Origin of the sequence: Litoribacter populi, from assembly GCF_007483685.1 — a bacterium.
In the GTDB taxonomy this organism is placed as follows: domain Bacteria; phylum Bacteroidota; class Bacteroidia; order Cytophagales; family Cyclobacteriaceae; genus Litoribacter; species Litoribacter populi.
Genome location: NZ_VMKN01000001.1, coordinates 3566769 through 3593012 on the forward strand (window position 1 = coordinate 3566769; position 26244 = coordinate 3593012).

Consider the following 26244-nt stretch of genomic DNA (forward strand, 5'->3'; position numbering starts at 1 on the left):
TTTTCTTTAACTATTATTATTGTTTCATCTCCAGAAAGGCCCATCCCCCTTCTTCAACATCAAATCCTGAAAGCATGGATTAAGCATGTTCATCCAATCGATCTATAATCTAATCCTTTAGACTGTCTTGAGTCCTACTATTACAGTATGAAAAGTTCTGTTGAGGGCCAGTTCGGAATTGTTGGTAATGGAAAGTCCAAGGTCAAAATTAGCGACTTGATGCCCAAGCTCAATTCCATAATTTACCAAGTATGCTGAAGATGGGCGAAAAATCATTGATGGGATTCCGGAATCAACCATCGACTTTTTAAACTATTCCTCCTCGAAGCCATGTTTCCCGCTGCGCCCGTTACGAATCCCTTTGCGGTCGCCGCGTGAAATTATATGATCTTTGCCAATCCGTGTTATCTGTGGTAAAGAACCTCCGCGAAGAGCAGCCTCTGCGAAACTCCTTTTAAAACTCTGTCTAAACTCTGTGTCCCATTTTAAACTCGTCTCTTCCAAAATATAATTTTGATTCCATTTCTTTTCCCCTTAATTTTGCGCCTTAATTGGAATGGCGCGAGCTGCATGAAGAAAATAGATTTTGAGGACCTTATCCTGTTTGAAAGCGACGATTACCTGGTAATCAACAAGCCTCCCTATCTATCGACCTTAGACGATAGACATGAAGCGCAAAACATCCTGCATTTGGCCAAGATGTACACCCCTGATGCCCAGGTGTGTCATCGATTAGACAAGGAAACTTCGGGATGCCTGGTAATAGCCAAAAACCAGGAGGCTTATAGAAATATTGCGATACAGTTTGAACACAGAAAAGTCGACAAAATCTACCATGCCGTGGCAGAGGGCATACATGAGTACGACAACTTGCTCGTGGACCGCAACCTGGTCGCCACCAATAAAGGAATCGCCAAGGTAAACAAGGAAGGCAAACAAGCCACCACTTACTTCAACACCCTAAAGACCTACTATGCACACACTTTAATAGAGTGCAAGCCGGTCACCGGGAGACTCCATCAGATACGGGTGCATCTTGCCCACCTGAAGAGCCCCATCTGCGGTGATGAGACGTATGGAGGCAAGAACCTATACCTTTCAGACCTAAAAAGACGATTCAACCTGAAAAAAGGCACCGATGAGCTTCCAATCATGCAAAGAGTGTCCTTACATGCGTACGCCATTGGGTTTGATGGCACAGACGGCACCCGAATAGAGGTGACGGCCCCCTACCCGAAGGATTTCGCTGTATTGATCAAGCAGTTGGAAAAAACCGCACGATAAACCCGAAGGCTTTTTTAGCTATTTCGGTGAAAATTAGGCAGTAAACTTCCAATTCTTTTGCATTAGAATTGAAAAGCTTCTATCTTTGTGTCCCTTTTTGAGGGAAAAATGTATTTAACAAGCTAATTATTAAACATTTACACAGTGGATACTTTAAGTTATAAGACCATATCGGCAAACGACGCTACTGTACAGAAAGGCTGGATCGTAGTGGATGCCCAGTCCCAAGTACTTGGTAGATTTGCAAGTGAGGTAGCAAAAATCTTGAGAGGTAAGCACAAACCAAACTTTACCCCTCACGTAGACTGCGGCGACAATGTGATTGTCATCAACGCAGACAAAGTTAGACTAACCGGAAGAAAGTGGAACGAGAAAGTATACGTTCGTCACACTGGCTACCCAGGAGGTCAGCGTATTGCTACTCCAAAGATGTTGATGGAGAAATCTCCAATCATCCTAGTTGAAAAAGCAGTAAGAGGTATGTTGCCTAAAAACAGATTGGGCAGAAAGCTTTACGGCAACCTGCACGTATATGCCGGAAGCGAGCACCCTCATGAAGCGCAACAACCAAAAGAAGTTAAATTTTAATTCTGCACCTAATGGAAGTTATCAATACAATCGGTAGAAGAAAAACGTCTGTAGCAAGAATTTACATGCAGCCTGGTAAAGGTGAGATCACTGTTAACAACAGATCTCTTGAAGTTTACTTCCCTTTCGACCTGCATCAAATTGTTGTGAAGCAACCTCTCGCTCTAGTGAACGAGAACGATGCCTATGACATCAATATCAATGTAGACGGCGGTGGTATCAAAGGACAAGCGGAAGCTGTTCGTATGGCCATCTCTAGAGCCCTTTGCCAGTTCAACGAAGAGCACAGAGGCGCATTGAAGAAGGAAGGTTTCCTTACTCGTGACCCAAGAATGGTAGAACGTAAGAAGCCAGGTAGAAGAAAAGCAAGAAGAAGATTCCAGTTCTCCAAGCGTTAATCTGGAAGCTTGTTTCAACATATATTTTAAGATACTTATATATCAATAATGGCTAATATAGAATATAAAGACTTACTGGATGCTGGTGTTCACTTTGGACACTTAACAAGAAAGTGGGATCCTAGAATGGCGCCATACATCTTCATGGAGAAGAATGGCATCCATATCATCGACCTAAACAAAACGCTCGTTTGCCTTGAAGAAGCATCCAACGCAATCAAGCAGATCGTAAGATCAGGAAAGAAAATCATGTTCGTTGCTACCAAAAAGCAGGCGAAAGACTTAGTAGCTGAAGAAGCAAAAAGACTCAACATGCCATTCATCACCGAAAGATGGTTGGGCGGTATGATGACCAACTTTGCTACTATCCGCAAGTCTTTGAAGAAGATGTCTACCATCGACAAAATGTCAAAGGATGACTCTTATAAAAACCTTGCTAAGAAGGAGCGTTTGATGATCTCCAGACAAAGAGAGAAGCTTGAAAACGTATTGGGCGGTATTGCCGACCTTACCCGTCTTCCTGCGGCCCTATTTGTAGTGGACATCAAAAGAGAACACATCGCTATCTCAGAAGCAAAAAAGCTTGGTATCCCTGTATTCGCATTGGTAGATACAAACTCCAACCCTAACGAGGTGGATTTCCCTATCCCAGCCAATGACGATGCGTATAAATCCATCTCTTTGCTAGTGAAAGCTATCGGTTCTGCAATCGAAGAAGGTCTATCTGAAAGAAAGAAAGACAAGGACGATTCTAAACTTGCCGAAGAAGAAGAGGCAAAAAGAGCCGTTGACGCTGACACCAAAGAGTAATCCACTATGATTATTTGATAATGAAAAATTGAACATACGGTAAGCTTACCTATGTTCAATTTTTCGTTATTACCCCCTGTGGCGGCCCTGCCCCACAGGCCTTAAATCCCGCTTAATTGCCAGTAAGTCCTGTGACCATAGAAAAGGTGGGTAAAGTCTCCCTTCAAGCCCTCTTCGGTCATCGGTCTTCGGTCTTCCTAACCCACCAACAGGAAAGTTAGGGAAAATGGCAACAAGCGGCCCATAAAGAAATTTAATATCACATTTTAACTCCTATAAAAATGGCTATTACTGCACAAGAGGTAAACAAACTAAGACAAATGACCGGAGCCGGTATGATGGACTGTAAAAAAGCCCTTACCGAAGCTGAAGGCGATTTCGACAAAGCTGTAGATATCCTTAGAAAAAAAGGTCAAAAAGTATCTGCTTCCAGAGCTGACCGTGAAACCAAAGAGGGTGTAGTAGTGACTAAAGTGAGCGGCGACAAAGGTATCATCCTTTCCTTGACCTGCGAAACTGACTTTGTTGCTAAAAATGAAGAATTCGGCGCTTTCGCCAATTCAATCGCTGATCTGGCTGAGCAAAACAACGTTTCTTCCAAAGAAGAAATCATGGCCCTTCCTTACGAGTCTATTACAGTAGGTGAAAAAATCATCGAAATGACTGGTAAAATCGGTGAGAAAATCGACATCAGCCACTTCGAAATCGTAAAAGGCGAAGCTGTAGTTCCATATATCCACTCTAACGGTAAATTAGGTGTATTGGTAGCTTTGACTAACGTAAACGGTTCTGATGTAGAAGAAGCAGGCAAAGACGTGGCTATGCAAATTGCAGCCATGAACCCTGTAGCTGTTGATAAGGACGGCGTGGACGCTTCTACTGTAGAAAGAGAAATCGAAGTGGGTAAAGACCAAGCAAGACAAGAAGGCAAGCCTGAAGAAATGCTTGAGAAAATCGCCATGGGTAAATTGCAGAAGTTCTACAAAGAAAACACTTTGTTGAGCCAGTCTTTTGTGAAAGACAACAGCAAGACCATCGCTCAATACCTTGACAGCGTATCCAAAGGATTGACCGTAGTAGACTTTAAGAGAATCTCTATCGGATAATTTCCTTTAGGAAATACCATAATTAAAGACCCCGGGCTGTAAAGTCCGGGGTTTTGTTTTTTTTGGTTGTGTTTTAAAATAGCCACTAAGACTCTAAGGCGCAAAGAGATGGGTTGCAGCTGTTCCAGGTTCCTGACTCCATTAAACATTAGTGCATTCGTGGCAATTTGACCTGAACCACTGAGTCAGGAGTCTCTGAATCCCTCCTTAACTATTCAGGCAGTATTTTTCACAAACACTACGGTCGAATCTGATTAATAATTTGGCTTATTTCTTTATCAAGACCTGGAAGGATGTCAGTCACCACCGCCCAAACGGCCAGCAGATCCACGCCGAAATAACCGTGAATTAGTTTATCTCTCATTCCTGCAATTCTTTTCCATTGCACTTGTGGATGCTTGCGTTTTAGTTCTTCGGAAAGATACTTACTAGCCTCCCCAATAATCTCAAAATTTCTAATTACGGCATCATGAATAAGAGAGTTGCTTAGAAACTCCCCTTCGGAAATTCCATTTGTATAGGCTTGAATCTTATGAATGCTCCCTTGGACGTGATATAAAAAAATCAAATCATTTTTCTGCATAAAAAATTTCGTGGATGCTCTCATTAATATGGCCCATAAGTCTAGGAGAAATAGCCTGCTTGGTCAAGAGGTCCACCTGCACACCTAGTACTTCCGTCAATTCCATTTCAGCACCGATGATATCCAAAAGATTTACAGTGCCTTGAAATTCAACCAAAACATCAAGATCACTTCCACTGTGATTTTCATTCCTGGCGTAGGAACCAAAAACACTGATGGATTTAGGGCCCAGCGGTTGCAGCACCCTAATGATAGCATCTCTCTGAGTTTCAGAAATCATCGCAATTTAATTTTACTTATTAAACAGATTACGAGTAAAAATGGTTGGGGCTAATTACATCCTGATTACCTTCAAGTTCTGGTTATTCCAGGTCTCTGACCTGGAACTGCTGAGTTAGGAGTCTCAGACTTCATTATAAATTCGTGCATTCGTGGCTTTTACCCCCCCTTTCTCTTTTCTCTTCTTCTATATCATCCCCAAATATTCGCTATTTGAAATCCAGTACCTTTTTTTTCCCGGACTGTACCTACTGAAAGCAATATAGGCATAGGTCTGACCTTGCCACTTGCCGGGATAAGGAAGTTTGAGTTCTTGGGCACCTTCAAGCCTTCCATTCCCCTCCAAGACATACTCCTGCCAGTTTTCCTTCTCGTGCACCAATACCAACATCACTCTATCAATAGGTTTGGCTGAGCCCATAAAAGAATTATTTTTCCAGGTGAAGAAGACGGTAGCATCATCCTTCCAGGCCACTTTGGCTTCCATTGGCCCTTCCAGATTCCCCTTACTTACCAAGACCCTCTGAGGGTCTATCCTATAGTAACTTGTCAATCCAATTATGGCATTGCTTTGGGCATACCCCACAGCCACATTTATTGCAGAGCGCATGCCCAGCACCTCATTCTGAAACCCAAACCGAACTATCGGAGCAAATTTTTTCATAAAAGTTGATGCAACTCCAAATTTGCTTTGATTGATTTTCTGAACTTGGGAGGAAGGTCGCTTCCCTCCACTCTTATTTGGCTTAGCTCTTACGTAACTGACACTATTCACTTTGTAATAAACAAACCCATCGACTTTGCCCTGAAAGCCTGCTGTGAAACCTATGTTTTTTCCCATATAAAGTGTTTTAGGTTATTTTGATTATAGTATAAATACAACCGAAAATACTCTTACACCCGACCACTTACAAATGAATACGCACTATCCAACAAAATTTGCATAAAATTACACAATTCAGCATCCCATTTCATTACATCATCAGTTCCCTTCCGATTAAAATCCGAAGAAAATCTGAAAATCATATGGGATATTACCCAATATTATAATCCTACACTAATGATATCACTCTTGGTTGTTCCAGGTCTCTGACCTGGAACCCTGAGTCAGGAGTCTCTGACTCCATTTAAATTCGTGCATTCGAGGCAATTCCCACCAGGTCAGGAGTCACTGACCATTCCCACAGTTGTGGCAGTTAATTAATCTTTGATCTGAACTCAAATCAATTTTACTCTATTTTGATTTGAATTCAAATCAATTTTTATATACCCCAAAGGCCTGAAGACCCAAAGAATTTAGAGTGTAACAACTTTCTTTGCGCCCTCGCGCCTTGGTGGCTCTTCTGTCCTCCGTCTTCGGTCTTCGGTCTTTTCTCAACTTTTCCTTTCTCCCCTCCCCTACTTCCCTTATTTTTACCAATTCAGTAAAATCTATTATTTGACTTCATGAAGAAAATAGGCCTTTTGCCCCGCCTGATCTTAGCCATCATTGTCGGTATCCTTATCGGCTCTTATCTCCCCGAAATGTTCACCGCCGTCCTTGCCACCTTCAACGGCATCTTCGGAAACTTCCTCGGCTTTGCCATCCCACTCATCATCATCGGTTTTATCGTCCCTGGCATCGGTGACCTTGGAAGAGGGGCCGGCCGAACCCTCGGACTTACCGCATTGCTTGCCTATGGATTTACAGTTTTTTCGGGCTTGTTGACTTTTGGAGCTGGCTCAAGTATGTTCCAATACATCCTTACCCCGGGCTCACTTTCCATCGGAAACATGGACAATCCTGAAAATTCCTTGGTGGAACCGCTTTTTGTAGTGGAAATGGCACCTATTATGGGGGTGATGACAGCTTTGCTGATCGCTTTTACCTTAGGGATAGGCATAGCTGCCATTGAAGGCAACGGGCTTAAAAAGGTCATGAACGAGTTTCAGCAAATCATCACCAAGATGATCACAGCCATCATCATCCCACTTCTTCCTTTCCATGTGATGGGAATATTCGCAAACATGGCCTTTGCAGGTCAGGTGGGTGAGATCATGGGAGTTTTCTTTAAAGTTTTTATCGTCATCATCCTCCTGCAGTTTACGGTCATTACCACCCAGTATTTTATCGCAGGAAGTATATCGAAAAGAAACCCTTTCACCATGATCCGCAACATGATGACAGCGTATTTTACAGCTTTGGGAACGCAATCCTCGGCGGCTACTATTCCCGTAACCTTAGAGCAAACCAAAAAGAACGGGGTTAGAGGCTTTGTTGCTGACTTTGTGGTACCGCTTTGTGCCACCATTCACCTGTCGGGCTCCACCATCACCATCACAGCCTGCGCCCTAGCCATCATGGTAGTCAACGGTATGGACGTGCAGCTAATGGATTTTCTTCCGTTTATATTGGCATTGGGCGTGACCATGATTGCTGCACCTGGAGTACCTGGTGGCGCAGTAATGGCAGCTTTGGGATTGCTACAGACCATGCTGGGCTTCAATGACGTATTGATTTCCCTCATGATCGCCCTCTACCTAGCCCAAGACAGCTTCGGCACAGCCACCAACATCACTGGCGACGGGGCCATAGCAGTCATCATGGATAAGCTGACGAAAAAGGAGAAAAAAGAGGCTGTGGCGGCGTAAAATGGGACACAGAGTTAAAGGAGTTTAAAAAGAGTTCCACAGAGCCTCTCCTACGAAAAAAAATTGGACGACCTGACCAAATATGCTACAATAGCAAAAAAGAAGTCGCACAAAAAAACTTTGTGCGACTTCTTTTTACTTCCGGGACTTAGTGGCCTGGACTTAGGCTTCTGCGAAACTCAATTAAAACTCTGCGAAACTCCGTGTCCCCTTGTAGATTATCGATTCATCAAATCCTCGATCTCCTCAGCCTCGATCGGGATGTTGCGCATGAGATCAAAGAATCCATCTTCCTCTATCACAATATCATTTTCCAAACGGATCCCTAGGCCTTCCTCTTGGATGTAAATACCCGGCTCCACGGTGAACACCATTCCTGGACGGATCGGCTCATACATGGTTCCAACGTCGTGCACATCCAAACCAATATGATGACTGGTCCCGTGCATAAAGTACTTTTTATAAAGTGGCTGCTTTGGATCCTGATTTTGAACATCAGTTTTATCCAACAAACCAAGACCTATCAACTCACTTTCCATGATTCTTCCCACTTCCTTGTGGTAATCCTGAATATTGGTACCTGGTTTTAAGATATCGAAAGCTCCACGTTGAACCCGCAAAACGGCATCATAAACCTGGCGCTGCCTCTGTGTAAACCTACCGTTAACCGGTATGGTACGGCTCATGTCTGCATTGTAATTTCCATATTCAGCGCCAACATCAAAAAGAATCAAGTCACCATCATTACAAGGGCGGCTGTTCTCGATATAATGCAAAACGCAGGCATTGGCACCAGAGGCGATGATTGGCGTATAGGCAAATCCTCTGCTGCCATTACGCAAAAATTCATGCATAAACTCCGCTTCAATCTCATACTCTTTCACACCTGGTTTCACAAATTGAAGCACTCTTCTAAAAGCCTTTTCCGTGATATCGCAAGCAACCTGCAACTGGGTAATTTCAAGATCTTCCTTGATTGCTCTTAGCTGATGCATAAGCGGTGCAGCCCTATGATAATTATGGAGAGGAAACTTCTCCTTAATCATTTTCATCTGTCGGGCATCGCGACTTTCTACCTGTGCAGAAGCCCTTAGATGCTCATTGGTGTTAAGGTAAATGTTTTCCGACAAAGCAGCCAAGGTATTAACCACCCCATCGAAATTCTCTACCCATTGGATATTCTTGATACCCGAAGCTTCAAAAGCCTCATCTTTGGTATACTTATGCCCTTCCCAGACAGCAATATGCTCATTGGTCTCTCTGATAAAAAGGATCTCCCTCATGTCCTCATTGGGGAAATCTGGGCAAATAACTAATACGGTCTCCTCTTGATCGATTCCGCTGAGGTAAAAAAGATCGTTATTTTGTCTGAACGGCATAGTCCCGTCAGCATTGGTGGGCAGGATGTCATTGGCGTGAAAAATAGCCAAGGAATTAGGCTTAAGCATGTCCACCAGCTTTTCCCGGTTCCGGATATATAAAGATTTGTCTAAAGGACGGTATCTCATAAATGTTGGTTTTAAGTTTTTAGCTTTGTCACAAGGACAAAAACCTGATTTCAATCTAAATTCTAAATTAGAAAATATCCCGCGAAAGTCTGTTATTTTTGTACATTGATCGCGGTAAGAAGTACAAAATGTCATATAATATAAAAGAATTGCCCAACGGCATCCGAATAGTTCATCAACAAGTCACCTACACTAGATTAATTCATTGTGGGTTTGTGTTGGACATCGGGAGTCGGGACGAAACTAAGGAGCAGGAAGGAATTGCCCATTTCTGGGAACACATGGCCTTCAAGGGCACCAAGAAGCGTAAAGCCTTTCATATTCTCAATCGTCTGGACTCTGTGGGCGGGGAGCTCAATGCCTATACCACCAAGGAGAAGATTTGCTTTTACAGCACTATTTTAAAGGAGCATTTCAACAAAGCTGCTGAGTTGCTTTGTGACATCACATTCAACAGCGTTTTTCCGGAAAAGCAGATTGAGCGGGAAAGACATGTAATCCTAGAGGAAATGGCCATGTATCGGGACAGTCCGGAAGATGCCATTCAAGATGATTTTGATGCACAGATTTTCGAAAACCATGCTTTGGGCAGAAATATTTTAGGTAGAGAAGAAACTGTAAGCTCATTTACCCAACAGGACTTCTTTGATTTTCTGGCCACCAGATTGGATACCTCCCGGATAATTTTTTCCGTGGTAGGCAATATTAGTTTTTCCAAAGTAATCAAGCAGGTAGAAAAATACCTTTTGGAAATCCCCATCAAAAAGCGACTTTACGAAAGGAGTTCTTTCTCCACCTATCAGCCAACTGTGAAAACTGTAAAAAAGGACATATCACAGTCGCTTTACGCCATTGGCAAACCTTCACTGGATCTATACCATACGGACCGATTCAAGCTTCACCTTCTCAATAATATCTTGGGAGGACCAAGTATGAATAGCCGTTTGAATTTGGCCCTTCGGGAAAAACATGGCTATGTGTATGCCGTGGAAAGCACCTATCAGGCTTATACGGACACAGGGTTTTTGGGAATATTTTATGGTACGGAACCCAAAAATGCCAATCGAGCCAAAAAGTTGGTCTTGAAGGAAATGGAAAAACTCAGAAACCAAAAACTGGGCACCATGCAGCTTCACATGGCCAAAGAACAGGCTATTGGGCAAATGGCCATGGCAGAAGAAAACCATGCGGCCCTAATGTTAGTCTTGGGAAAAACCTTGCTGGATAAAGGCAAAATTGATGACTTGGACACCATTTTCAACATCATTCAAAAAACCACCGCCGAAGAGCTTCAGGAGTTGGCTGTAGAACAGTTGGCCCCAGAGGAATTCAGTTACCTTACTTATTTACCAAAATAAAAATCATGGAGTTTATCAGCCCAGAATTGCTGGCCTACTGCCAGGACCATACTTCACCCGAGGACGAAATTTTAAAGCACATTGATAGGGAAACCCATGCCCGAGTATTGATGCCTAGAATGCTTTCCGGGCAACTTCAGGGAAAAACCTTAGAACTTTTCACTAAAATGCTCAATCCCAGCGTTATTCTGGAAATCGGCACCTATACAGGCTATTCCGCCGTATGTATGGCTAGAGGTTTGTCGGAAAAAGGCAAATTGATAACTTTAGACATCAATGATGAACTGGAGGAAATGGTCCGCGGCTTTTTTGAAAAGGCTGGTCTTACTGACAAGATAGATTTTCAATTAGGCAATGCACTCGAACTGATTCCTCAGCTTGAAGGAAATTTTGACATGGTCTTCATAGATGCCGACAAGATAAATTATGGCCTATATTATGATTTAGTCATTGACAGGATGAACAAGGGAGGCATTATTTTAGCCGATAATGTTTTATGGTCAGGAAAAATATTGGGTAACACGGGTAAAAAGATTGATAAGGATACCCAAGCCCTAATAAATTTTAATAAAATGGTCCAAGCAGACCCCAGAGTGGAAAACGTACTTTTGCCCATACGTGATGGTATCATGATGGCCAGAAAACTTTAATATTATGAGAGTAAGACTTTTACTTTTTGCCCTAATCCTTTTCAGTCAATTGGCTTTTGCCCAAACCCCACAGGTTCCCCGGGAGATCAAGTTTGCCGACATGACGCTGCGCCTGAATGCCCATGCTCAGCGGGAAATCCAACAGGATGTTGACGCTCTTTATAGGAGTCAACATTATTTTCAAATGAAGCTGGATAGGGTAAACCTATATATGCCTACAATTGAGAGAGTTTTGAGGGAAGAAGGCGTGCCCATGGATGTAAAATATATGGTCATCCAAGAAAGTAGCTTGATACCCGATGCAGTTTCTACTTCAAATGCTGTAGGGTTTTGGCAATTTAAAAAGGGAACGGCAGAAGAGGTTTTTTTAAGAGTTGACAACCAGATTGATGAAAGAAAAAATGTGGTCAGTTCCACCCGTGGGGCAGCTAGATATTTGAAAAAACATCATGGTCACCTAGACAACTGGATGACTACGGTGGTGTCCTACTTAATGGGGCTTGGAGGGGCCAAAGGTTATTACGGCACTTCTATGCATGGAAAAAAGGTTGTGGACATCGATAAAAACACGCATTGGTACTTTAAAAAATTCCTGGCCCATAAAATAGCTTTTGAGAATCAAGTAGGCAAACTTGTAAGCAACGGAACTTACCTAGAAGAATTTAGAGTAAACGGTCCTACAGATTTCAGCACCGTAGCCAGACAACTTGGAGTAACTGAAGCACACCTTAAAGAATATAATAAGTGGGCGACCAGTGGGAAAATCCCAGGGGACAGAACATATACCGTGGTTTACGTCCGCGATGGTAGTACACCTCCTAGACCGGCCTTGGCAAGCAATCAGGGACAAACAGATGTGGACATTTACCGAAACAACCAAAGCGCCTATCCAAGGGTAACCGGCAACACAAACAAAGCTACCCAGCCAGGCCAGATCAAAGTCAACAACATCAAAGCTGTACAAGCTGCTCAGAATTCCAGCATTGAAGCATTTGCAGACCGAATCGGTAAAAGAGAGCGGAAAATTAGGCGTGTGAATGATCTTAAGAAGAGGGATCGTATTGAAGCTGGTTCCTATTATTACACAAAGAGGAAAAAATCAAAAGCTAAGCATGCTGAAGAGCACGTAGTAAAAGCAGGTGAAACCTTATGGGAAATATCTCAGATGCATGGCATCAGACTAAATTCCTTGAAAGCAAAAAACAGAATATCCAGAGATAAGGATTTGAAACCTGGGATGGTTTTAAAACTGCAAGACTACAGAAAAAGAAACGAGGATATCCGAATCGTACGGCCTGCCTCCCCTCCCCCCCAGAATCCTCCTGCAAGGCATGTGGCTCAACAACAAACTCAGCAGGCACCGCCACAGCAAAGTGCACCAAACCATACAGCACCTGCTTCCCAAACTCAGCCAGTCAAGCCGGCTGAATCAAGGTCAAGCACAACTGTTCATAAGGTTACAGCGGGCGAAACGCTTTTTGCTATTAGCCGAAAATATGAAGTAACAGTTGACGAATTAAGAAACTGGAATAATCTTGGACCCGAAAGCATTTTGAGTATTGGTCAGGATTTAATCATAAGAAAGTAATAACTTTGCCTCGCAAACCAACTATTGAACCTTGACGCATATTGATCATAAGATTTTGGGAAAAGCCTTTGGAGTATTGGTTTTCCTGATGCTTTTGGGCACACAAGTAGCCTGGGCGCAGGATGTTATAAAGGCTGATACAGTTTTTATCGACGGAGACACCCTTGTAGTATTGGGGGATTCATTGATCGTAACCCCGGAGGAGAAGCCTGTTTACTGGCAACAGGGGGGAAACTTCAACCTAAGCGTACAGCAAGTAAGTCTTACTAATTGGGCTGCTGGGGGGCAAAGTTCTTTGGCGCTCAATACTGGCCTTACCCTTTTTGCCAATTATGAAAAGGATGATCGGATTTGGGATACTAAGCTTACGATCAACTATGGCTTTATGCGGCAATCTGACCGGGCATTTGCAACAAGAAAAACTAACGACAATTTCGTATTCATAAGTAAATATGGTCGAGAACTAACACCGAAGCTATATCTTTCTACCCAGATCGATGCAAGGACCCAATTATTGAAAGGTTACCGTTATTTTAGACCAGCCGGCTCGGAACGGGAACAACGAAATGTCATTTCAGATCTATTAAGCCCTGGTTACATCCAATCTTCCACGGGTCTGAATTATCAAAAGACCTTCAGGGAGAAAGATAGGTTTTCTGCCATCATTTCCCCATTCACTGGCCGTTTTACGGTGGTATTGGATGATTCTTTGAGTAGAGCAGGAGCTTTTGGGGTTATTCCCGGGGAGCGGGTCAGAGCCGAAGCTGGTATTTCTATAAGTTCTTCAACCAATTTGACGTTGATGGAAAATGTCAATTGGAGAGCAGATCTCAACCTCTTTTCCAATTATGAAACCCTGGGCAACACCGTGGTCAATTTCAACTCCATCCTTTCCATGAGGGTAAACAGGTTTATCACCACCCGAATAGAAACTGTTCTTATTTACGATGAGAATGTATTTATCGAAATGGAAGACGGTACCTCCTCCAGAGCAATTCAGTTGCAGAACTTGATAAATTTCGGGATTGGAATAGATTTTTAAGTGGAGAAATCTGTGGTGAACGTTGAACCCTAAAATTTCTAAAAATCAGTCTCCAACCCAAATCTTTTTTGCAACTCCTTCAAAGCTGGCGATTTTTCTCTTAAGTAATTAAGCTTGTCCGTAGAGGTGTAAAGCTTTGAGCCGGAACTCGCTGCGTCCTCTTTGATTTCTGAAAATACATCCACTTTGTAATTTTGAAGTCTTCTTCTCAATAGTCCAGTTAGCTCTGGCTTTACTTTTTGAAAGATATCATTTTGAAGATCTCCACTCAGCAAGAAAGTAACCTCCTCATCAATTAACTGCAACGGTTGCTTAAGCACCGCCACCTCCATGGACTTCCCACTTTGCTTATATTCTTCTATGATATCATTGACCACTCCCTGTAAGGTGGGTTTATCAAATGGGTTCCGAAGATTCGATGAGTCTTGAACGGTTGTTTCCGTCTTAGTGGTCTTGACCTCTACGGGTCGATCCTTAATAGTCTGCTGTACGGCAGAAAGGCTCGTAGGAATGGCAATAGTTTTCTTTACCTGGGCTTTGTTTCCGGTAGGTTGAGTATCTGTTACGGGCTTGGATGCAGTGCTTGGAGCTGATTTACTCAGTCTTTTTTTTTTGCGTCTTCCTGTGCCACTGCTGCCAAATTAATTGCCTGAGGCAATTTGGCCAACTTCATCAGGGCTAATTCAACGTGCAAACGTTGGTTTTTGCTAGACTTATAATGAATGTCGCACTGGTTCAACACATTCAAGGCTGAAAGGATAAAAGAAAGATTTGCAGCAGCACTTTGCTGAACATAGCGTTCTTGTGCACTTTCTGAAACCTGCAGTAAGGTTACTGTCGCTGGGTCTTTGCAGACCATCAAATTTCTAAAATGCTCGCTTAGACCTACAATAAAATTGTGACCGTCAAAGCCTTTTTTCAGAATTTCATTGAAAATTAAAAGCGTCTCGGAAATACTTTCATTCAACAAAGCATCCGTCACCTTGAAATAATAATCGTAATCAAGGATATGGAGATTGTCGATCGTCTCCTGGTAGGTCAATTTATTACCTGCCGAATAAGTTACTATAAGGTCAAAAATTGACAAGGCATCCCGAAGGGCACCATCGGCTTTTGTTGCGATCAATCTCAAGGCCTCTTCTTCATAATCAATCGATTCTTCAGAAGCAATATACTTGAGATGCTCACCTATATCCTGAATCTGAATCCTGTTAAAGTCAAAAATCTGACATCTAGAAAGGATGGTAGGGATAATTTTATGCTTTTCTGTAGTAGCCAAAATGAAAATGGCATACTTTGGCGGTTCTTCTAGGGTTTTCAAAAACGCATTGAAAGCCGCTGTGGAAAGCATGTGAACCTCATCAATGATGTAGATCTTGTAATTGCCTTTTTGAGGCGCATAGCGGACCTGCTCCACAAGATTACGAATATCCTCCACAGAGTTGTTAGAGGCAGCATCGAGCTCGTGAACATTAAATGAGGCGCTAGAATTGAATGCTTTACAAGAGTCGCATTCATTACAGGCTTCAAAATCAGAAGTGATGCTTTCGCAGTTGATAGTTTTGGCCAAAATACGGGCACACGTAGTCTTGCCCACCCCTCTTGGACCACAAAACAAGAAAGCTTGCGCTAAATGATTGTTTTTGATCGCATTTTTGAGAGTGGTCGTGATGTGCTGTTGTCCGACTACACTTTTAAAATTGGAAGGCCTATATTTTCTGGCAGAAACTACGAAATTTTCCATCACCGCAAGATATAAAATTATTCTAATACAGGGACCAAAGAATTTTAAATTCCTACCCTTTAACTCATACTTACCTGATTGTCTGCCTGTTTAAAAATCTAATGACAAACCTGTCCGAAATGAGAAGATCACATTGGTGATTGGGATGATAGGCCTGTCTTCATAGGAAACATCGAACGTGTTGGTAAAAGACAGTTTTTCAGTGAATTTGGTATTTAGGATGGTGGAACTGCTTACCCTATTGCGCAGTCTGTTTATGGACTGATCATAGCCCACCTGATAATAGTTCACCATATTGATATCCACATATTGATTAATCGTGTATCGAAAAGCCACGTAGTTAGAACTTTTGACAAAATCTACCTCCACATATTGTTCATTCTCTGGATGCTGCCAACGCTCATACTCATATAGTAAACCTACTCCCAACGTTAAAGAGAGCTTATTAGAATCAACTAATCTGTTTCGAATCCCCCCTCCAAATACCCAACGGGGATCCAGTCTTCGAAAATTATCAAAGGAATATTGCGCATACGTCTCATAATTCAGTTTCCTATCCCTATACCAATTTACTCTACCATGAACAAATCCAAAATTAAGGAAATCAGAATCATTGATTCTTAAATAGTCAAACTTGGACACTAAAATTGTGGCATGTTTTGAGGGATAGTAAATGGCGTTAATGTCCAGATTATAACCAAAAAGGTTAACCGGCTCGTCTGCTGCGGCACTTCGATTAAATACATTCAAGCCGAAAGTGGTTTTCATCATGAAGGCTTTGGCGGTATCTTTCTCCATCCTAAGTCTCTCGATGTTCAATATCTGGGATTTAGCAAAAAAAGGAATGATTAATAAAAACAGTAGAATGAGTTTCTTCAAAACAGGCTTGATTTAGTTTCAAAGCGAAATTAACAAAGATTGCTTTCAGAAAAAAGGACAGGGTTGAGAACCCTTTGACCTTTTTTGGGAACAAATATTCCTTTATCTTTGTCTATTGATTGAATGGGGCTGACTGGTTTTGACAGTAGGTGTGAAGATTGGGCTCGCATGCAGGGTGGAGTATGTACGCCCTTGAATAATTCATACGAACTATACTTGGCGAATCTAATTACGCCATGGCTGCCTAATTATCACTCTTAGAGTATAATTTACAGGCTTTAGGGTCGAGTTCAAGAGAATTCCCCGGCCATCATCTCGCTGCTTTTTGCCTTGTCGGAGCAGTATATGAGGTGTCGATAAGACAGAGCTAGTGGTTATGATGCTATTAAATAGCCGCGAAATTAAATAGCTAAGCACTTGGATAGGTGTGTTACCCAGCAGTCCGGTGTCGAAAATCTAAAAGGTAACTAAGCATGTAGACGGTACGGTGTTTCCCTATCTGGACGCGAGTTCGACTCTCGCCAGCTCCACCGAAACAATTGAAAAATAACCTTGCGAGATATTTGCAAGGTTTTTTTATGTCTATATTAAAACCAAAAAAGACTACCGAAACGCTCCGGCAGCCTTTTTACTTTCCCTTAACCTACTTTAATCTTTTTAAACCAATTGTATAATTTATGGGACAATCACATCATTGATCACGTGAACAACTCCGTTAGTCGCTAGGATATTTAACATATCAGCATTTAGATTAGCACCTCCTACAGTCAGAGCACTCAAATCAACTGTCAATGTTGCATCAGGATTTAAAGTTGCCAACTCATCACCTTGTCTCAAATCTTGAGAAAATGCTCTCGAAGGAACTACGTGTGCCGTCAATACCGCAGTCAATGTTTCAATGTCGATATCCTCATATCCATTCACGCCTAAGGCATCGTATAGCGCCTGGAAAGCTGCATCGGTAGGAGCAAATACAGTGTAATTTGCTTCACTATCATTTACAGCACCAACCAAATCAGCACGCTGCAATGCTCCCACCAATTGTGTAAACTCAGGGTCATCCCCTTCAGTTGCATCTACTGCAATTCCAGCTATGGTCTGGCTTGGCGGCACAATCACATAATCAAGTACGTGAATCACACCGTTTGAAGCCGTAATATCAGCATCGATAATTCTTGTATTTCCATTTATCCACCAGCTGCCTTCGGGATCTTCACTTAGATAAAAATCGGCTCCATTAACCGTTCCTTGAGCTCCTGCTGAAAGTTGCCCTGAAGTTACGGCTCCTGATACCACATGATAAGTAAGCACATCACCCAATGCTGGACTATTCAAAAGGTCATTAGCCTCCAAATCATTGTCCCCTAGATATGCGGTAAAAGCTGCATCTGTAGGAGCAAATACCGTAAACGGTCCCGGTCCCTGCAGTGTCGCCACCAAATCAGCCTGTATTAAGGCCGCCTCCAAAGTATTGAAATCATTATTCTCCAATACAATGTCTACAATATCCCGCTCTACATCGGGCATCGGGTCGGTTGGGGTAGTGTCGTTACATGCCACCAATCCGAAAGTTAGCAAAGGAGCTAACATCAAATTTTTTAAGGTCTGTGCTTTCATGATTCTTTTTATTTTGAATTACTTGATATTATAGAGTAAATCCGAAAAGACTACCATTTGTTTAATAATAATTAAAAAAAGTTAAACATTTTTATAAAAAAAATGGAAAATACCCTCAGAGATCGTTTTTAGGGCGTTTTTAAAAAACCATTTTATTAAAAAAAAAATGCCCCGAACCTCTAAGGTTCGGGGCAATTTTCTCTCGTGACAAAAAATCCAATTATAACCGCCTATTAAAAAGTATCATGAAAAAGTAAAGTTCTTACAATAACAAGGCACTTTTAAGTCCATCAACAAACCTACTACTCATCGTTTTACCGTTAGCAACGGGCTCTACATCAATGGCACGGATTGCTGTGCTCTTTCTAATGGTTTCCCACATAATGTCTTTTGCTTCTCTTTCGTTGGAAGCCTCCGTATTGATTTCGAAATCAACCCCGTTAATCTCAAGTTTAATCACGTATTTCATAGTGTCATTAATTAATGTTAAACAATGTATCCTTATTAATCAAAGAGAAAAGTTATTTATAAAATACTTTTATCTATATCTGAAATACAGAATTGATATTTCAAAAGTAAATATTGTTTTTGAATAAACCAAAACTTCTTCAGAATATATTTACTACATATCAAAACATGAGCCACATTTTACAAGCTATTACTGACATTTAATATATTTTTTATTGAAATAATCCTTTTTGAAAGCCAAAAAAATACCCTAGAGGCATAAAAAAAGGCCTTTCGGCCATTTTTTATGTAATCCTGATTTTTTTTATTTTTTTTATCGGTTGAAGTAAGTATTTAGCTCATGCCCCATCTCCATTTTGTCCTGAAGATCCTTTTTCACTTCACCCTTTTCTAGGAGAACTATCCGGTCGCAGATCTCCGTGACATGGTTCAGATCATGACTGGAGATTAGAAAGGTTAAATCCTTGTGACTTTCCTCCACCACAAGCCGTTTCAACCTGTTTTGGGAAGTTGGGTCAAGGTTCTCAAAGGGTTCATCTAACAACACCATCTTGGGTTTTCCCATCAATGCTGCTGCAATCCCAACTTTTTTGATATTACCTTTAGACAAATCCCGGATGTATTTTTTCTTCCCTAATATTTCATCATTAAAAAAATCAGTGAACTTCTCCAGATGAATGGATAGGTCGGCATCAGAAAGTCCATAAACTTTTCGGAGCGTCTCAAAATACTCATCGGGTGTCAGATACCCCAATAACATATGCTCATCTAGAAAGGCCCCGACCTCCCTTTTCCAAGCTTCATCTTCACGCACATTTATACCTTCATAGTACACTGCACCTTCAGTAGGCCGCACCAAATCCAAAATCATCCGGAAAAGTGTCGTCTTACCTGCTCCATTATTGCCTACAAGGCCAAAACATTCGCCATGCTTGATTTCCAAGTTTGGAATGTCAAGCACTAGGGCTGTCTTATATTGCTTTCTTAAATTCTCTATCTTGATCATAATTCTTGTCGAAAAGCTGATGAAATCTCATATTTATTAGAAACGATCCTGTTGACCGAAATGGCAGCTAGTTTTTTAAACCCTAAAATCCCAGTCAACCCAATAATCCCCAAAGCCGCTAACCCTGTATAAGGCCCCCAAATGGCCGCAACCGGCAAGAAAATGATATAGGGCGCAACCATCATGGGTATGATCATAAGAAACTGCGCCATCCCCACACCTTCATAATTGAACATAGCTCCTTTGTTCAGGTCCATTGGTTTGGGTTTATACAAGGAAAACCAAATGACCAGGTGCATTATAACTCCTAAGTTGAATACAAACATGACAACATGTATAAGCAATATGTCCCACCCAAAATATACATAAGGGACCGATAGCAAAAGACATAACAGACAAATACTTGCAAAAAGTAAGTATTTACCTTTTACCAACTCTTCTACACCGTCTTTTCGGGAAAGGAAAAAGTCGAAATTAGCCGAGTTCCAGCTTAAGAAAAGCTGACCATATTGAAGGACAAAGATTCCGGTGATAAACGAGCCTACAAAGACCCACAAATAAGGGAAAGTTTCGCCTGGAACATACCCTGCATCATTAGTGTAAAATATAAGCCCATACAGAAGAAAAAAACCAGCCAAGTTCAAATAGGTACGGCTTTTCTTGTGTCGGATGATAAGCTTCCACTCTAGATTGGCATATTCCCCTGCCATTCCAAACCTGTTGAAAAAACCGATTGATTGATTCCCGAACTTGATATCTTCTTCCGAGGTCAAATCTTCTACATAGGCATGACGTCGGTAAAAATAAAAGGCAATATAATAGGACCCCATAAAGAGTAAGATACCCAAAATAAAGAGAAAGATATTTGCCAAGGCAAGTTCAAACACCGGCTGAACCACAACGCCAATATCAAACCAGCCCATATAATTGGCTCCGCTACTCAGTATCATCACTACTGCAAGCATCACAATGCTCCAAATACTGTCATCATAAGATTGCTTGAACCACATCACCAAATAATGAAGCGACCAACTCAACATCACCAAAAAGCCAAACCACTGAAAAGCCTGCACTGTACCGTATGTTGGGGCAATTTCCATCACGGTGATGGGTAGAAAGAGAAGTATTACTATAATATTTAAAGGTGACACAAAAGATTTCCCCAAAAGAAAGTTGATGATGAATCTCTTTTTAACGGGATGGTGAAGCCAGTTTTCCAGATCCAGGACAGGCAAACTCTGGATAAAGTATCGATATATTATTTCGAAAAGGAAGAAATAAATAAGGTAACGGTTTAACACGGTTACCGATTCCTCTCCTTCAAAAAAATTATTAAGTAAATAAGGAAGACTTATACCTAGCAAGAAAACATAACTGAGCAAAAGCAACCCAACCAGCCCCAGAAACAGAGCTACTGCCAGGCTCCTGCCAAAACTACTAGACCTAGAAAGCTTCAGCATTTCTAGTCGTAAAAACTGAAAGATCATATCAAGAAAATTTAGGCAAGCAATATAAGATTTTCTATTTAATCTTCTTTCCCCTTGATCAAATTCCATTAACAAAATTTAAGAGTGTTCTTTAGAATCTGAAAGCCTTACTCTACTCTATATTTGCTGTAATTAAATGCTATAAGCCAGCTAATTATATGATAAGAAAAGCTTTATTAACTCTGTTGTTTGGGACGGTAATTTTTACTGCCTATGGACAACAGGAATTCGATTCTTTGAAAATCCTAAGAATGGAAAAAGAAATCGAGTCTCTTAGAAATTACAATGAGAATCTTTCAGGAACGCTTGAAATCACCAACCTGGCCATCAATGACCTGATTCGTGACAAAAAGGTTTCCGATGAGACCAAGTGGCTATCACTTAAATCTTCAATACTACACTCCACGACGGTTTATAAAAAACTCAGTGATGACATTATAAACCTTAAATCCAGAGTGACCGATGAGGATTATCAGGGGTTTATCAAGACACTAGGAAGCATCCAAGGAGGACCTTTGGGATTTTCCTTCCAAGACGTGATCATAGAGACGGCCAAGAAAACCGCCTTCTTCGAAAGCAAAACCAAAATGGACCGTTTCCTGGAAATTACCAACAACATCATCGCCAGCCCCATCACCGCAGGCGTGCCTTTTGTTTCCCAGGCTGTCTTTGCATCCAACTCCTTGCTGAACGTCGCCTACAGTTCCATGCTGGGGGAAAAGAAACCGGATTACGATAGACTTAAGAAATTCGAAAACGAGCTTAATAAATACTTAACCTACTACACCGCCCTTGATAAGGCCAACATCGCCAACCAATCCTCCACCAACGACAGGATCGTGATGCTGGAAAACCTCCAGTTGGAATTGCTAGGCAAACTTAAGAAGGAAGCCCCGAAACTAGATTTTGACATTCCTGACAGAAAAAACAGCGAAACGTTGGATGCCTATTTCAATAGAGTACTCGGTGGGTTTTCAAAGGAAAACGTAGAAAAGCATATTGTATCGCTTGAAAACAAATACCGAAATAATCGAGGAGAAATTCAATATGCAACTCTTCTGCAGCAGGAGCAAAATCTAAAACACTACAATGCCCACATCTTTTCCTTGGTAGACATGTCCAAGAAATTTATCCTCTACTACGATAATTTCTTTGAAATAGCGGACAATTACCACGTGAAGGTTTTGGAAGCCATTGCGCTAGCTCACCGAAACGGGATTATTCAGGGCAACAAGGTGAACGGCCAAATGGAAGACCCTTTGTTTGTTTACGAAAAAATCAATTTCAACCTAAAAGCCAAGAAAACCTCCCGTGACAACGGCATCAAGGACAGCATCAACATCGCCGACCTCAAGCAAAAAATCGAGAAAGTGGAAGAGTTTAGGTTGATGTAGGAAAACAATGGGACACGGAGTTTCACAGAGTTTTAAATAGAGTTTCGCAGAGGCTCCTTCGCGGCAGCTATATTATAAAAAAACTCTGTGAAACTCATTTTTGAACTTTTTTTTACCCTGTATCCCCTTTTCGTCTTAGTATCCGTATTTCTTTCCCCAGAGCTTCTGCAGGTTTCTGCGCAGCTCGTTTTCTCGGGCATTGTTGCCGGGATCATAAAGTTTGGCGCCCTTGAGCTTGTCGGGGAGAAATTCCTGAGCCACGAAGTTGTTTTCGTAGTCATGGGAATACTTGTATTCCTTCCCGTAATTGAGGTCCTTCATCAACTTGGTCGGGGCATTTCTCAAATGCAGCGGCACAGGCAAGTCTCCCTCCTGTCTCACAATGGCTTGGGCCTTATTGATAGCCATGTAACTGGCGTTGCTCTTGGCCGAACTTGCCAGATAGGTCACGCACTGGGAAAGCACGATCCTGGCCTCTGGGTAACCGATCATCTTGACCGCCTCAAAGCAGTTAGTGGCCAAAAGCAGGGCATTTGGATTGGCATTACCGATGTCTTCGGAAGCCAAAATCACTAGGCGCCGTGCGATAAACTTAACGTCCTCCCCTCCCTCAATCATTCTGGCCAGCCAATAGACAGCAGCATTTGGATCGGAACCCCGGATGGATTTGATGAAAGCGGAAATGATATCATAATGTTGCTCGCCGGACTTGTCATAAAGGGCAACCTTCTGCTGGGCAATCTCCATAACCTTTTGGTCGGTGATCACACAGGGCCGCTCGTCGATGCCGTTGATGACGATCTCAAGCAGGTTGAGCAGTTTCCTGCCGTCACCTCCGGAAATCCGCAGCAAAGCGTCAATCTCCTCAAGCTTCACCTCCACCTTTTTCAACTCCACGTCCTTTTCCAGTGCCTGGCTGATCATCCGCTCCAACTCAGCTCTGCCCAGGCTGTTGAGCGTAAAAACCTGGCACCGGGACAAAAGCGCCGCATTGACCTCAAAGGAAGGATTTTCGGTGGTGGCGCCGATCAGGCGTATGGTGCCTTTTTCCACGGCAGCCAAAAGGGCATCCTGCTGGCTTTTGTTGAAGCGGTGGATCTCATCGATGAAAAGCACCACGCCCTGCTGGAACCTGGCCTTTTCGATTACCTCCCGGATGTCCTTCACTCCCGAACTGATAGCGCTAAGGGTGTAAAAAGGCGCCTTCACCTCATTGGCGATGATGTTGGCAATAGTGGTCTTGCCCACCCCCGGGGGTCCCCATAGGATGATGGATGGAATATTGCCTGATTTGACTGCACGGTAAAGAAAGGAAGTTGGGGAAGACAAATGCTCCTGACCGATCAGTTCCTCCAACCGGGTCGGCCGCATCCTTTCTGCTAATGGGGTGTTGTTCATTCGTAGTCCATTTTATTACTCTGTGAAACCTCTGTGCCAAACTCCGTGCTACTCTGCCTGCCCGCCGTGGTGGGTGTCCCTTTGTAGACGAAAACTCGAAACCTTCTCTTCAAAAGCCTCCAGATGCTCGTCCGTAAAGTCCAGGTGTGTTACGAACCTGATCTGATCCTTGCCGAATTTTACCGCCCTGATGCCTCCGCCTTTCAGCTTCTCCAGCATATCGGCAGGCGTTACATCTTTCAGCCTTGCAATGACAATATTTGTCTTCACCGGAAACACCTCGCTGACCCATTCCTGCCGATCCAGAATCTGTCCGATCCTGTCTGCCCGTTGGTGGTCTTCCTTCAGCCTTTCCACATGATGGTCCAAGGCATAGATTCCAGCTGCCGCCAAAAAGCCTGCCTGTCTCATCCCCCCGCCCAAAGCCTTTCTGACTTTTCGGGCTTTGTGAATGAATTTGGAATTGCCCAGAAGCACAGAGCCTACAGGGCAGCCAAGTCCTTTGCTCAGGCAGATGGAGATGGAATCAAATGCTTTCCCCCAATCCTTCGGGTCCTCGTCAGTCACCGCCAGGGCATTGAAAAGTCTTGCCCCGTCAAGGTGCAGCTTCAGACCGTGCTTTCCGCACAGCTCCCGGATGGGCTTGATCTCCTCAAGGGTATAAATGCTACCTCCACCTTTGTTCATGGTGTTTTCCAAAGCCACCAAAGTGGTCTCCGGCGCATGCACGTCATCGGGATTGATGGCTTCTGCTATATCCTCTGGTGAAAGCTTGCCCAAGGGGCCATCCAGCAACTTCACAGAAGCCTGGCTGTTGGACATGATGCCTCCACCTTCGTAAAGGTAGATGTGAGAATATTTATGGCAGATGATCTCTGTCTGCGGCCCGGTATGCAAGCGGATGGCGATCTGATTGGTCATGGTACCGGAAGGGCAGTAAAGCCCGGCCTCCATGCCGAACATCTCAGCCAGTTTTTGTTCCAGTTGGTTTACCGTGGGATCCTCATTGAATACATCATCCCCGACTTCGGCATTGAACATCGCCTCCATCATGCCCTTGGTGGGCTTTGTAAAAGTATCGCTTCGTAGTTCTATGTTCATTCTTCAATGTCGATCCCTGATTAGTGTTGACCGTTTTGTAATTGAATTTCGTTGTTAAATATAGTCAATACCGGTCTGTTTTCCCTGCTGTAAGTTGACCACTTTTGTTCAAACTGTAATGGGGTCTGCTTATTCAGGTTTTTATGGATCCTTTTGGTATTGTAATGATTGACGGCCCTTTTGACATCTTTGATAAGTTGACTCGATGTTGTGGGGTTCCAATGCCTTAGATATTCGTCCTTTATGGTCTGGTTGATTCTTTCCGCATAGGCATTGTCCTGGGCGGAAAGCCCCATACTTATCTGACAACTTTTCTCCATCAACATATTGATGTACAACTCATAAACATATTGGCTGCCTCTGTCCGAGTGGTGTATCTGAGGAGGCTTATTTTCCTTGAATGCCATTTTCAAAGCCGCCATGTTGGCTGTTGCTCGCATGTGGTCCGATACCTGATATCCAACGATCTTTCTTGTATAAACGTCCAGGATAAAAACAGCGTAATAAAATCTATCCCCAAGCTTTATATAAGTAATATCGGACTGCCAGATGATGGAAGGACTATTGACCTCAAAGCCTTTTATCAAATTTGGAAAGTATCTGCTGGTCGAATAGGTGGTGCGGTGGTAGTTCTTGTACCTCCTTACTCGATATCCCAGCTCCATAAACAGTTCCACAAACCGATCCCGCCCCAGAAATCCTGGTTTGAGGGTGTCATACATTTTCTCTACCCCACATCCGGGATGTTCCTCTCTGAGCAGTTCAACCTCTGATATAAGTATTTGAATATTAGCTTCAAAAACCTCTTGTCTCTCTCTGTATTGCCGAAAACCCTGCTTGGTAATCCCTGACACAGCGTAGAATTTGTTAAGTGAATACTTCACTTTTGCCTTGTTTTGGGTGTACCATTCGAGCGTTCTGTGCCGGAATTTTTTTTTAAGTCCATGCCTAGATCTTCACCCGCCACTTCTATAAGCTTTTCAAGATATTCAATCTTAAGCTGCTTTTGGCCTACCGCCCGCTCCAGTTCTTTTATTCTTGATTCTTGGTCCTTTAGCTTTTTACTTGTGCTATCCTCCATTTCAATGATTCTATACCCCTTTTCGTTAAAGGTAGAGAATTTATAGATCCAATTGTAAATGGTCTGAAAATGTACTGAATGGAGGCGACTCAGTTGCAGAACGCTAAAGTTACCTTTTTCAAATTCGGCAACAATTGATTTCTTGAACTCCACACTGAATTGCCTTGTCTTGTTGATGGATTTTAAGTTTGCTTTCATGATATAGAATTGAGTAAAAGTGGTCAACCTATATCAGGGACATACA

The 26244-nt window shown here is 42.6% G+C and carries 27 protein-coding genes and 1 other RNA gene; 12 read left to right on the plus strand and 16 right to left on the minus strand.

The genetic code is table 11. The features are described from left to right. Positions 1–117: 117 nt before the first annotated feature. A complete protein-coding gene (locus tag FPL27_RS15485) occupies positions 118–300 on the minus strand; it encodes a hypothetical protein (RefSeq protein WP_143962006.1) in 183 nt (60 codons plus the stop codon). A 270-nt stretch (positions 301–570) separates the two neighbouring features. Here FPL27_RS15485 and FPL27_RS15490 point away from each other — a divergent pair, with 270 nt between their 5' ends. The 5 genes from FPL27_RS15490 (at position 571) to tsf (ending at position 4186) form a co-directional block, all read left to right on the plus strand. Further along, positions 571–1284, plus strand: a complete 714-nt coding sequence (locus FPL27_RS15490; RefSeq protein ID WP_143962007.1) for an RluA family pseudouridine synthase — start codon at positions 571–573, stop codon at positions 1282–1284. Positions 1285–1428: 144 nt separating this feature from the next. Next, positions 1429–1872: a 50S ribosomal protein L13 gene (gene rplM, locus FPL27_RS15495; protein WP_143962008.1), complete on the plus strand. Its 444-nt coding sequence runs from the start codon at positions 1429–1431 to the stop codon at positions 1870–1872. Between the two features lie 11 nt (positions 1873–1883). Continuing rightward, on the plus strand, positions 1884–2270 hold the full coding sequence (gene rpsI, locus FPL27_RS15500) for a 30S ribosomal protein S9 (protein ID WP_143962009.1): 387 nt from the start codon (positions 1884–1886) through the stop codon (positions 2268–2270). Positions 2271–2318: 48 nt separating this feature from the next. Then, positions 2319–3080 (plus strand): 30S ribosomal protein S2, encoded by a 762-nt coding sequence (gene rpsB / locus FPL27_RS15505; RefSeq protein ID WP_143962010.1) that lies wholly within the window; start codon positions 2319–2321, stop codon positions 3078–3080. A 281-nt stretch (positions 3081–3361) separates the two neighbouring features. Next, positions 3362–4186 (plus strand): translation elongation factor Ts, encoded by an 825-nt coding sequence (tsf, locus tag FPL27_RS15510; RefSeq protein ID WP_143962011.1) that lies wholly within the window; start codon positions 3362–3364, stop codon positions 4184–4186. Between the two features lie 238 nt (positions 4187–4424). Here the strand turns inward: tsf and FPL27_RS15515 are convergent, their stop codons facing one another. The 3 genes from FPL27_RS15515 to FPL27_RS15525 all read right to left on the minus strand — a co-directional run bounded on the left by FPL27_RS15515 (position 4425) and on the right by FPL27_RS15525 (position 5889). Next, positions 4425–4769, minus strand: a complete 345-nt coding sequence (locus FPL27_RS15515; protein WP_143962012.1) for a HepT-like ribonuclease domain-containing protein — start codon at positions 4767–4769, stop codon at positions 4425–4427. Next, a complete protein-coding gene (locus FPL27_RS15520; RefSeq protein ID WP_143962013.1) occupies positions 4756–5049 on the minus strand; it encodes a nucleotidyltransferase family protein in 294 nt (97 codons plus the stop codon). The genes FPL27_RS15515 and FPL27_RS15520 overlap by 14 nt, the downstream gene beginning before the upstream one ends. Positions 5050–5235: 186 nt before the next feature. After that, the gene (locus FPL27_RS15525) at positions 5236–5889 is read right to left on the minus strand and encodes a DUF6266 family protein (protein ID WP_143962014.1); all 654 of its coding nucleotides are present in this window, start codon (positions 5887–5889) and stop codon (positions 5236–5238) included. 605 nt (positions 5890–6494) lie between these two features. Between FPL27_RS15525 and FPL27_RS15530 the strand changes: the two genes are divergently transcribed. Beyond that, complete coding sequence (locus FPL27_RS15530) at positions 6495–7679, plus strand: dicarboxylate/amino acid:cation symporter (protein WP_143962015.1); 1185 nt, start codon at positions 6495–6497, stop codon at positions 7677–7679. A gap of 218 nt (positions 7680–7897) precedes the next feature. Here the strand turns inward: FPL27_RS15530 and FPL27_RS15535 are convergent, their stop codons facing one another. Continuing rightward, complete coding sequence (locus FPL27_RS15535; protein ID WP_143962016.1) at positions 7898–9187, minus strand: aminopeptidase P family protein; 1290 nt, start codon at positions 9185–9187, stop codon at positions 7898–7900. A 128-nt stretch (positions 9188–9315) separates the two neighbouring features. On the opposite strand from FPL27_RS15535, the gene FPL27_RS15540 reads away from it, so the two are divergent. The 4 genes from FPL27_RS15540 (at position 9316) to FPL27_RS15555 (ending at position 13825) form a co-directional block, all read left to right on the plus strand. Further along, a complete protein-coding gene (locus FPL27_RS15540; protein ID WP_143962017.1) occupies positions 9316–10545 on the plus strand; it encodes a M16 family metallopeptidase in 1230 nt (409 codons plus the stop codon). A gap of 5 nt (positions 10546–10550) precedes the next feature. Continuing rightward, the gene (locus FPL27_RS15545) at positions 10551–11195 is read left to right on the plus strand and encodes an O-methyltransferase (protein WP_143962018.1); all 645 of its coding nucleotides are present in this window, start codon (positions 10551–10553) and stop codon (positions 11193–11195) included. Positions 11196–11199: 4 nt separating this feature from the next. Further along, on the plus strand, positions 11200–12783 hold the full coding sequence (locus FPL27_RS15550; protein WP_143962019.1) for a LysM peptidoglycan-binding domain-containing protein: 1584 nt from the start codon (positions 11200–11202) through the stop codon (positions 12781–12783). 88 nt (positions 12784–12871) lie between these two features. After that, complete coding sequence (locus tag FPL27_RS15555) at positions 12872–13825, plus strand: DUF3078 domain-containing protein (RefSeq protein WP_143962197.1); 954 nt, start codon at positions 12872–12874, stop codon at positions 13823–13825. Positions 13826–13863: 38 nt separating this feature from the next. On the opposite strand, the gene FPL27_RS15560 is transcribed toward FPL27_RS15555, so the two are convergent. The 3 genes from FPL27_RS15560 to FPL27_RS15570 all read right to left on the minus strand — a co-directional run bounded on the left by FPL27_RS15560 (position 13864) and on the right by FPL27_RS15570 (position 16448). After that, on the minus strand, positions 13864–14202 hold the full coding sequence (locus tag FPL27_RS15560; RefSeq protein WP_235893457.1) for a hypothetical protein: 339 nt from the start codon (positions 14200–14202) through the stop codon (positions 13864–13866). 221 nt (positions 14203–14423) lie between these two features. Beyond that, positions 14424–15569 (minus strand): DNA polymerase III subunit gamma/tau, encoded by a 1146-nt coding sequence (locus tag FPL27_RS15565; protein ID WP_143962021.1) that lies wholly within the window; start codon positions 15567–15569, stop codon positions 14424–14426. Between the two features lie 90 nt (positions 15570–15659). Then, positions 15660–16448: a DUF481 domain-containing protein gene (locus tag FPL27_RS15570; RefSeq protein ID WP_143962022.1), complete on the minus strand. Its 789-nt coding sequence runs from the start codon at positions 16446–16448 to the stop codon at positions 15660–15662. A 125-nt stretch (positions 16449–16573) separates the two neighbouring features. Between FPL27_RS15570 and ssrA the strand changes: the two genes are divergently transcribed. Beyond that, positions 16574–16981: a transfer-messenger RNA gene (gene ssrA, locus FPL27_RS15575) on the plus strand. Between the two features lie 142 nt (positions 16982–17123). Here the strand turns inward: ssrA and FPL27_RS15580 are convergent. From FPL27_RS15580 to FPL27_RS15595, 4 genes are all read right to left on the minus strand, one after another. Further along, a complete protein-coding gene (locus tag FPL27_RS15580) occupies positions 17124–18065 on the minus strand; it encodes a fasciclin domain-containing protein (RefSeq protein WP_143962023.1) in 942 nt (313 codons plus the stop codon). 262 nt (positions 18066–18327) lie between these two features. Next, on the minus strand, positions 18328–18534 hold the full coding sequence (locus tag FPL27_RS15585; RefSeq protein WP_143962024.1) for a hypothetical protein: 207 nt from the start codon (positions 18532–18534) through the stop codon (positions 18328–18330). A gap of 312 nt (positions 18535–18846) precedes the next feature. Next, positions 18847–19539, minus strand: coding sequence for an ABC transporter ATP-binding protein (locus tag FPL27_RS15590; RefSeq protein WP_143962025.1), 693 nt, complete (start codon positions 19537–19539; stop codon positions 18847–18849). After that, the gene (locus FPL27_RS15595) at positions 19536–21026 is read right to left on the minus strand and encodes a DUF5687 family protein (protein ID WP_143962198.1); all 1491 of its coding nucleotides are present in this window, start codon (positions 21024–21026) and stop codon (positions 19536–19538) included. The genes FPL27_RS15590 and FPL27_RS15595 overlap by 4 nt, the downstream gene beginning before the upstream one ends. A gap of 158 nt (positions 21027–21184) precedes the next feature. Between FPL27_RS15595 and FPL27_RS15600 the strand changes: the two genes are divergently transcribed. Beyond that, on the plus strand, positions 21185–22420 hold the full coding sequence (locus tag FPL27_RS15600) for a hypothetical protein (protein WP_143962026.1): 1236 nt from the start codon (positions 21185–21187) through the stop codon (positions 22418–22420). A gap of 135 nt (positions 22421–22555) precedes the next feature. Here the strand turns inward: FPL27_RS15600 and FPL27_RS15605 are convergent, their stop codons facing one another. From FPL27_RS15605 to FPL27_RS15620, 4 genes are read right to left on the minus strand one after another with little or no spacing between them, the layout of a single operon-like run. Then, positions 22556–23818: a replication-associated recombination protein A gene (locus FPL27_RS15605; protein WP_143962027.1), complete on the minus strand. Its 1263-nt coding sequence runs from the start codon at positions 23816–23818 to the stop codon at positions 22556–22558. A 48-nt stretch (positions 23819–23866) separates the two neighbouring features. Then, the gene (locus FPL27_RS15610; RefSeq protein ID WP_143962028.1) at positions 23867–24919 is read right to left on the minus strand and encodes a threonine aldolase family protein; all 1053 of its coding nucleotides are present in this window, start codon (positions 24917–24919) and stop codon (positions 23867–23869) included. 20 nt (positions 24920–24939) lie between these two features. After that, positions 24940–25803, minus strand: coding sequence for an IS3 family transposase (locus tag FPL27_RS15615; protein WP_143962029.1), 864 nt, complete (start codon positions 25801–25803; stop codon positions 24940–24942). Then, positions 25800–26198, minus strand: coding sequence for a transposase (locus FPL27_RS15620; RefSeq protein WP_143962030.1), 399 nt, complete (start codon positions 26196–26198; stop codon positions 25800–25802). The genes FPL27_RS15615 and FPL27_RS15620 overlap by 4 nt, the downstream gene beginning before the upstream one ends. Between the last annotated feature and the right edge of the window lie 46 nt (positions 26199–26244).